Annotated in this window: 8 protein-coding genes; 4 read left to right on the top strand and 4 right to left on the bottom strand. The window is 69.1% G+C overall.

The features are described from left to right. Positions 1 to 63 precede the first annotated feature (63 nt). Positions 64 to 888: an alpha/beta fold hydrolase gene (locus CA984_RS41455; RefSeq protein ID WP_086578808.1), complete on the bottom strand. Its 825-nt coding sequence runs from the start codon at positions 886 to 888 to the stop codon at positions 64 to 66. A 55-nt stretch (positions 889 to 943) separates the two neighbouring features. On the opposite strand from CA984_RS41455, the gene CA984_RS41450 reads away from it, so the two are divergent. Further along, on the top strand, positions 944 to 1,474 hold the full coding sequence (locus CA984_RS41450) for a PadR family transcriptional regulator (protein WP_086578807.1): 531 nt from the start codon (positions 944 to 946) through the stop codon (positions 1,472 to 1,474). Positions 1,475 to 1,679: 205 nt separating this feature from the next. On the opposite strand, the gene CA984_RS46800 is transcribed toward CA984_RS41450, so the two are convergent. Further along, a complete protein-coding gene (locus CA984_RS46800) occupies positions 1,680 to 1,817 on the bottom strand; it encodes a hypothetical protein (protein WP_165781614.1) in 138 nt (45 codons plus the stop codon). A 176-nt stretch (positions 1,818 to 1,993) separates the two neighbouring features. Next, a complete protein-coding gene (locus CA984_RS41445) occupies positions 1,994 to 2,668 on the bottom strand; it encodes a LysR family transcriptional regulator (RefSeq protein ID WP_086578806.1) in 675 nt (224 codons plus the stop codon). A 102-nt stretch (positions 2,669 to 2,770) separates the two neighbouring features. Here CA984_RS41445 and CA984_RS41440 point away from each other — a divergent pair, with 102 nt between their 5' ends. The 3 genes from CA984_RS41440 to CA984_RS41430 all read left to right on the top strand — a co-directional run bounded on the left by CA984_RS41440 (position 2,771) and on the right by CA984_RS41430 (position 6,191). Beyond that, positions 2,771 to 4,204, top strand: a complete 1,434-nt coding sequence (locus tag CA984_RS41440; protein WP_086578805.1) for a GNAT family N-acetyltransferase — start codon at positions 2,771 to 2,773, stop codon at positions 4,202 to 4,204. Positions 4,205 to 4,603: 399 nt separating this feature from the next. Beyond that, the gene (locus CA984_RS41435) at positions 4,604 to 5,347 is read left to right on the top strand and encodes an MBL fold metallo-hydrolase (RefSeq protein WP_086578804.1); all 744 of its coding nucleotides are present in this window, start codon (positions 4,604 to 4,606) and stop codon (positions 5,345 to 5,347) included. Positions 5,348 to 5,561: 214 nt separating this feature from the next. Continuing rightward, positions 5,562 to 6,191: a DsbA family protein gene (locus CA984_RS41430; protein WP_086578803.1), complete on the top strand. Its 630-nt coding sequence runs from the start codon at positions 5,562 to 5,564 to the stop codon at positions 6,189 to 6,191. A 114-nt stretch (positions 6,192 to 6,305) separates the two neighbouring features. Here the strand turns inward: CA984_RS41430 and CA984_RS41425 are convergent, their stop codons facing one another. Next, positions 6,306 to 7,184 carry an alpha/beta fold hydrolase gene (locus tag CA984_RS41425; RefSeq protein WP_086578802.1) on the bottom strand — a complete coding sequence of 293 codons (879 nt, stop codon included), beginning with the start codon at positions 7,182 to 7,184 and terminating at the stop codon, positions 6,306 to 6,308. Between the last annotated feature and the right edge of the window lie 159 nt (positions 7,185 to 7,343).

Here is a 7,343-nt window from a genome sequence, read left to right as displayed (position 1 = left end):
GCCGGCGGGCAGGCGGACCTTGAAGGCCGTCGCGCAGGCGAAGCACCCTCAGAGTTCATGATCTCAACCCCGTACAGGCCCTGGCGCCGCCGGGGCGGCTGGGCATGCCACCGATCGTTCGTTCAGCGCCTCGGCGACGGCCTTGGCGAACCCGTCGGGATTGTCCACCATGATGTTGTGCCCGCAGTCGGGGATGCCCACGATGGAGACCCCGGAGGCGGTGAGGCTTTCGGCGTCGGCGCGCGGGCCGTCTCCGGCCGGATAGAGGAAGGTCCGCGGGATCGGCAGCTTCTCCAGGTTCTCCCGCATCGTCGGAACGGTGCCGCGCAGGAGATTCGTCGCACTGCGATAGAGCGCCTCGGGCCCGGCCAGACGCATCGTCGCCGCCCAGAACGGGCCGATGAAGTCCATGGTCTCGTTCCAGCCGTGGTCGAGGAACTCCTGCTCTGTGCGGTAGACGGCGATGCCGGAGCTGCCCGGCCGCTTGGCCTGCGGTGGTGGCAGGGGGTCAAGGTTGGCGTCGACCAGGACCAGCCGTCCGACCAGGTGCGGATGGCGGGTGGCCAGCGTGACGGCGACCGCGCCGCCCATGCTGTGTGCGACGACATCCGCCGCGCCCACCGCGGCCTGGTCCAGCGCGGCGGCCAGGGCGTCGGCGTGCTCTTCCAGGGTGTAGGCCAGTCCGGCGGGACGGTCACTGATCCCGAAGCCCAGCATGTCGATCATGAGGGTCCGGCGCCCGGCGAGGGCCGGGTGCGCCGTTGCCGGGGCGAAGTAGGGGGCAGAGCTGGCGCCGAGCCCGTGAACGAAGACGAGGGCGGGCTCGACGCCGGGTATCTCGACCCAGCGAATGCAGGAGCCGTCGGAAAGGACCTGTGCGCTGTGCATGACCCGGAAGATACCTCGAACTCGATATATCCTGTCAACATAGTATTCTGAAGCCATGTTGGAGCTGGCCGTCCTCGGATTCCTCTACGACGCACAGTTGCACGGCTATGACCTGCGAAGACGTATCGCGGCCCTGACCGGGCACGTGCGACCCATCGCCGACGGCACGCTCTATCCGCTGCTCAAGCGCATGGAGGCGGCGGGGCTGTTGCACCGCGAGCTGCAGCCCGGCCAGGTCGCGGCCCCCCGGCATATGCTGTCGCTGACCGCGGAGGGCAAGCAGGATCTGCTGAACCGGCTACGCGAACCCGATGAGCTGTTCGTCACCGACGAGAACCGCTGGTTCACCCTGCTGGCCTTTCTGCGCCACTTGGACGATCCGGCCCAGCAGGCGGCGGTGCTACGCCGCAGGCTGCGTTTTCTCACCCAGCCGGCGAGCTTCTTCTGGGACGAGGGCCGGCCCCTCCGCGCCGCCGACTTCGACGACCCGTTCCGGCAGGGGTTGTTCACCATCGCGACGGCGACCACGCGGACGGAGCTGGAATGGCTACGCCAGACACTCGTCGCGCTGGAACCGCAGGCGTAGTGGCTCCGTCCAGGGCCTGACCCACGGTCGTGACCAGGTCGTGGGAACACTCCCCGCCGCCGGAAGCCGCCGCTCCGACGACACCGTCCAGTACTCCGGTGACACGTTGAGACCATGACTGGGATCTGCGCCGGTAGTGGCGGCGCCGTCCGGACCAACGCGGGATCTCCTCGATACCGGACGCGCCGGGCCGCCGCCGCCGACTTCAGGGCTCATCGTACGGACCCGAGTGGAGGGCCTCCTCACGGGCCTTCCGGCTCGCGGCGTTCTCCTTCGCCTTCCGGCCCGCGGTGAGGTATACCGCCGTCATGCCGCCGAAGCTCGCCAGGCCGATCAGGATCATGCCCGCGATCGGCCGGGGGCTTCCCGGGCTTCGACGGTGGATCGGGTGAGTCCTTCGAGCGCGGCCTTCGACGTTCGACGGCAGCTCTGCCCGGGAAACGCCCGTGCGGCACCGGTGGTCAAGATCACTAGCCGGGGGATTCGAGACTCTTGCTGAGACACGGGCGGCCCCCGTACTCAATCTCTGCGGTCCGGGCGACTAGCCGCCGACAGGGCGCAGGCGCGGTCGAGCATCTCGTGGTTGGTGGTGCCTTGAGAGCCGGCTATCCACTGCTCCTCACGTAGGAGGCGCAGATCCACCTCGTGGGTCGCGGCCGGATGGCCGGTGGGAAGGGCGATCAGGATGGGCTCGACACCCAGGAGCCGTCGGGAGATTCCGGGTGGCCCGTCCTCGGGGATGAGGTTGTAAGTGAAGGCGACCGCGAGGTCGCAGTTGCCGTCGCGAAGCGCCTCGACCGCCTCGTGGGGTTCGAGTTCGTAGACGACCACGTGCAACTCCGGATGGCGGGTCCTGGCGGTGGCGATCGCCGGCAGCAGCCGGTGGACAGCGGCCGTGGCGAAACAGGCCACCCGGACGGGTCCCCGTGGGGTCGAGGCCGCGCGGAGGTCTTCCTCCGCGGCGTCCAGCGCGTTCAGGACGATGTTCGCGTGCCGGACGAGGCGCTGTCCTTCGGCCGTGAGGCGGACGCGGCGCCCCGCGCGTTCGAACAACGCCACCTTGGCCTCGCGTTCCAAAGTGGCGAGCTGTTGCGACACGGCGGACGAGGTCATGCCGCAGACCTCACCTACGGCGGTCATCGTGCCGTGCTCGGCGAACTCGCGCAGCAGGCGGAGCCTGGTGGGCTCCAACATCAAGGAAACCTTATAGGTCGGCTCAAAAACACTAAGTGGACGTTGTCAATTGAACCAGGCGACACTGTCGCCTGACCACCGACCGATGCGAGGAGGGACAGGATGCTGACCGTTGTCGAGATACCCCAGTGGCAGGGGTCGCTGTCGCCCACAGCGCCCAAACTAGTCGAAGGCGCCTCTCGGCTGGCCGCCATGGTGCCCCAGGCCCGGCATGTCCGAGTGGGCACCGGCGACACCCTTGCCGAGACCGCCGCTCGGGTCCGGCGAGTGCTCCCGCAGGACGGCTTCACCGTCACGGTAGGTGGAGACTGCGGTGTCGAACTCGAACCGGTCGCGGCCGCGTTGCGCCGGTACGGCGACCGCCTGAACGTCGTCTGGTTCGACGCCCATGGCGACATGAACACCCCGGCCACGTCCCCGTCGGGGGCCTTCCACGGCATGATCCTTCGCACGCTCCAGGGCGAAGGCCCCCACGACCTGGTGCCCTCGCCCGCGCTGCGCCCGGACCAGGTGGTCCTGGCCGGAACGCGCTCACTGGATCCGGCGGAGGTCGACTACATCCGGGAGACGGGCATCGGTGGCCTGTCCGCCATAGGCGACAGCGCGGTCCTGTACATCCACGTGGATCTCGATGTCCTGGACGGCATCACCTCGGTCGGCTACCCGGAACCCGGAGGTTTGTCCGCCCAGGCACTGACCGAGGCAATCGCCACTCTGGCCGCTCGGCACGAGATTGCCGGCGTGGGCATCACGGAGTACGCGCCGTCAGACCCACGGGACGAGGAGATGCTGAGACGCCTGGTCCCCGAACTCGTCCGGCTGTGCGACGCATCGGGTCCGTGGCAGATCGAACGGCGCGCCGCCAACGCCTGGCCTGCCCGGCACTTCGAGAAGCGCGACGGCTGGCTCCTGCGCCACACGCCCGGCGTGAGCCGCAAGCGCTCCAACTCGGCGCTCCCGCTGACCGGCGCCACCCCGTCCATCCCGGCGCTGGAGGCCTTCTACGCGGAACGAGCGGTCCCGGTGACCGTCCAGGTAAGTCCCGCGGAGCATCATCAGGAACTCGACGCGCTCCTGGCCGCCCGTGGTTACGCCGTGGCCGGCAGAACGCTCGTCATGACCGCCGGTACGGAGGCCGTGACAGCCATGGCCGGGGACCCCGGCGAGGTCGAGTACGTGGACGACCAGGCCCGCCGGGCCGCGCTGTTCGAGGCAGTCACCGGCAGCGCCGACGGCATGAGCGTCATCGGCCGCATCGCGTCCAAGGCGGTGCTGCTCGCCAAGGACGGCATCGGCCTGGCAATGGCGGTCACGGAGGACGGCTGGACGGGCATCTTCTGCATGGCCACCCATCCCGGCCACCGGCGCAAGGGCGTCGCGAGGGCCGTCTTGGCAGCCGCCGCCCGCTGGTCGGAAGAGCAGGGCGCATCCCGTCTCTACCTCCAGGTCGAAGAGGACAACCTCCCAGCCCGCGCGCTCTACGAGGGTCTGGGTTTCACGAAGTCGCACGGTTACCACTACCGCCTGCGGGCTTAGACCGTGACTCAGCTGAAACAACTTCCACAACTCATCGGGCACCAGTCGTTGAAGGAACGCATCCACGAACGGTCAACGACTGACGGCCAAATGAGTCACGGTCTTGGCCTCGATCTTTCACGATCTTCGTGTGGTCGGCTGGGGTATTCGGCTGAGGGTTGATTTCGCGTCCTGATCAGCGTGGTGGCCCGGTCGTCATGCCAGGAGGGCGGGGTTCCACGAGCCCGTGGGCGTCCTTTCTCGGTCGGCGGATCGGCTGCGAAGCGTGAAAAGTACCTCTTGAGCTGACGTGGACGGAAATTTAGACAAGTTTGATCATCCCATTTCAAAGGCACTTTTATCGTGTAAACGATCAAGGTTGGCGATATTCACCGTGAAGCCCCAAGTTAGAGTTCATGAATGTTGCTGACGATCCTTGGCGGATGCGGTGCGTGGCCGGGGGCGGGCCAGGCCTGCAGTGGTTACCTGGTGGAGCACGATGGGTTCAGGCTGCTCGTCGACCCTGGCTATGCGACGGTGCCGCGGCTGCTGGAACGGATCACCGCCGATCAGGTCGACGCGGTGTTCGTCAGTCACGGACACCCCGATCACTGCGCCGACCTGAACCCGCTGTTGCGGGCGCGTGCATTGCGTGATGACCCGCCGGCACCGCTGCCGGTGTACTCGCTGCCCGGCGCCCTGGACGCGGTACTCGCGCTGGACCGCCCGGGGATGCTGGCCGACGCCTATGTCCTGCACGAGTTCACCGCCGGTGACCGGCTCGACATCGGCCCGTTTCGCGCGAGGACCCGTCTGCTGCCGCACTGGGTGCCCAATGCCGGCATACGGCTGACCGCAGGCGAGCGAGTGCTCGCGTACACCGGTGACACCGGCCCGAGCCCCGAGGTGGTGAACCTGGCGCGCGGCGCCGACCTGCTTCTGGCCGAGGCCACTTATGTGGACCGGGTCCCGGAGGATTCACGGCACCACCTGTCGAGCGCTCGCCAGGCAGGCCGACAAGCCAGGGGAGCCGACGTCCGGCACCTGTTACTGACCCATCTGCAGCCAGGCACGGACGCCACGGCCGCGCAAGCCGCCGCCGCGGCCGAATACGACGGCGAGATCGGCATCGCCACCTCCGGCTTCGCCGTCGATCTTTCCTGAGCAAGACCTCCTCGTCCATGCCCGAGGCGATGACCTGCACCTCGGCGAAGCCGCGTAACCAGCGCTCGGGCAGCGGCGCTTTCTTCTCCACCACCGCGCCATCCATCGTGGTCACGACCAGCTCGTCGAGCCCGGCCCCATATTGCAGTCCGCAGGCGGGCAGATCCCTCTGATCTCAACTCCGTACAGGCCTTAAGGAACTTAGGAGACAGTGATGACCGAGAAGATGATCGCGGACTTCTGGTTCGATCCCTCCTGCCCCTACACCTGGGTCACCTCCCGGTGGCTGCTGGAGGTGGAGAAGGTCCGGCCGGTCGAGGTGCGCTGGCGGGTGATGAGCCTGTCGGTGCTCAACGAGGGCCGCGACGACGATCCCGAAGGCGACCCCGAGGGCTACCTGTGGGTGCCCGTGCGCGTCTGCGCCGCCGTGCAGCAGGAGTACGGGCAGGAGGCGCTCGGGCGGTTGTACACCGCGATGTGGACCTGCGGGCACGATCGCGGCGAACAGGAGTGGATCGGTTCCCTTCATGACGCGCTGGCCGCCGCCGGGCTGCCGCTCGAGCTGGCCGAGGCCGGCACGTCGACGGCCTACGACGAGGCGGTGCGCGCCTCGCACGCCGAGGGCATCGGCCTGATCGGCGACCATGTCGGCACCCCGGTGGTCGCCGTCACCGGGGCCGGCGGCGAGCGCGTGGTGTTCTTCGGCCCGGTCATCTCCCGGGCCCCCACGGGCGAGCAGGCCGGGCGCCTGTGGGACGGGACGCTGCTGGTGGCCGGCATCCCCGGTTTCCACGAGCTCAAGGGGGCCCCGCATGAGAAGCCCCAGCTCGGCGACCTGATGTGATCTCCGTGCCGAGGGGCCGAGGGAAGGCGCATCACCCGTGGCCCTCACACGAGCGGATCGAAGGAGCCTCGGCCATCGGCGTCCCCGTCCCCGCCGTCGTCGCGCGGCGGCCGTTCAGCGGGCGAGCAGGTCCCGGAGGGTCCTGGCGATGTCGGCGGGGGCTTCCTCGGCCATGAAGTGACCGCAGGTGACGGTGCCGTGCCGCAGGTCGGGGGCCCAGGCGCTCCACAGCGCCGCCGCGTCGAAGCCGAGGGCGGCGCCCCAGTCCTGCTGGAGCACGGTGACGGGCATCCGCAGCCGGTGGCCGGCGTCCCGGTCGGCCCGGTCGTGGTCGACGTCGATTCCGGCGGAGGCGCGGTAGTCGGCCACGATCGAGGGCACCGCGTCGCGGCAGGCGTCCAGGTAGGCGGCGCGGACATCGGCGGGGATCGCCCGCGGGTCGTTGGTCCAGATGTCGAGGAAGTGGCCGAAGAAGGCGTCCGGGCAGGCGGCGATCATCTGCTCGGGCAGGCCCGGGGGCTGGGCCATCAGGTAGAGGTGGAAGCCGACGGCGGCGCTGGTGCCGCGCATCACCTCCCACATGTCCAGGGTCGGCAGCACGTCCAGGGCGGCCAGATGGGTGATCGTCTCAGGGTGGTCGAGTGCGGCACGGAAGGCGACCAGGGCACCGCGGTCGTGGCCGGCCAGCGCGAAGCGCTCATGCCCCAGCGCGCGGGCCAGGGCGACGATGTCGGCGGCCATGGTGCGCTTGGCGTAGGTGGCGCCGCCGCTCTCGGCGGGTTTGTCGCTGGCGCCGTAGCCGCGCAGGTCGGGGCAGATCACGGTGTGGTCGGCCGCGAGGTCGGCCGCGACATGCCGCCACATCAGGTGGGTCTGCGGGAAGCCGTGCAGCAGCACGATCGGCGTGCCCGAACCCGCGACGGCCGCGTTCAGGGACACGCCGTCGGCGACGAGGACGCGCCGGTAGTCGAAGCCGGCGATGGCAGGCGTCATGGTTGCGCCCTTTCGGTAGGTGAGCAGGTGTCTTCAGCCTGCCGGGCGTGGATGAGCATCGGATGAGCGCGCTATATCGTGGCCGGGGGCGATGCCCCGGAAAGGGGGCAAGGGGTGCAGGTCGTGTTCGGGGTGCTGGGGCCGGTGGCGGCCTGGGAC

This window comes from Streptosporangium minutum, assembly GCF_002149035.1.
GTDB classification, from domain to species: domain Bacteria; phylum Actinomycetota; class Actinomycetes; order Streptosporangiales; family Streptosporangiaceae; genus Streptosporangium; species Streptosporangium minutum.
The sequence above is the reverse complement of the archived record's forward strand: the minus strand, read 5'-3'. Positions and strand labels throughout refer to the sequence as shown.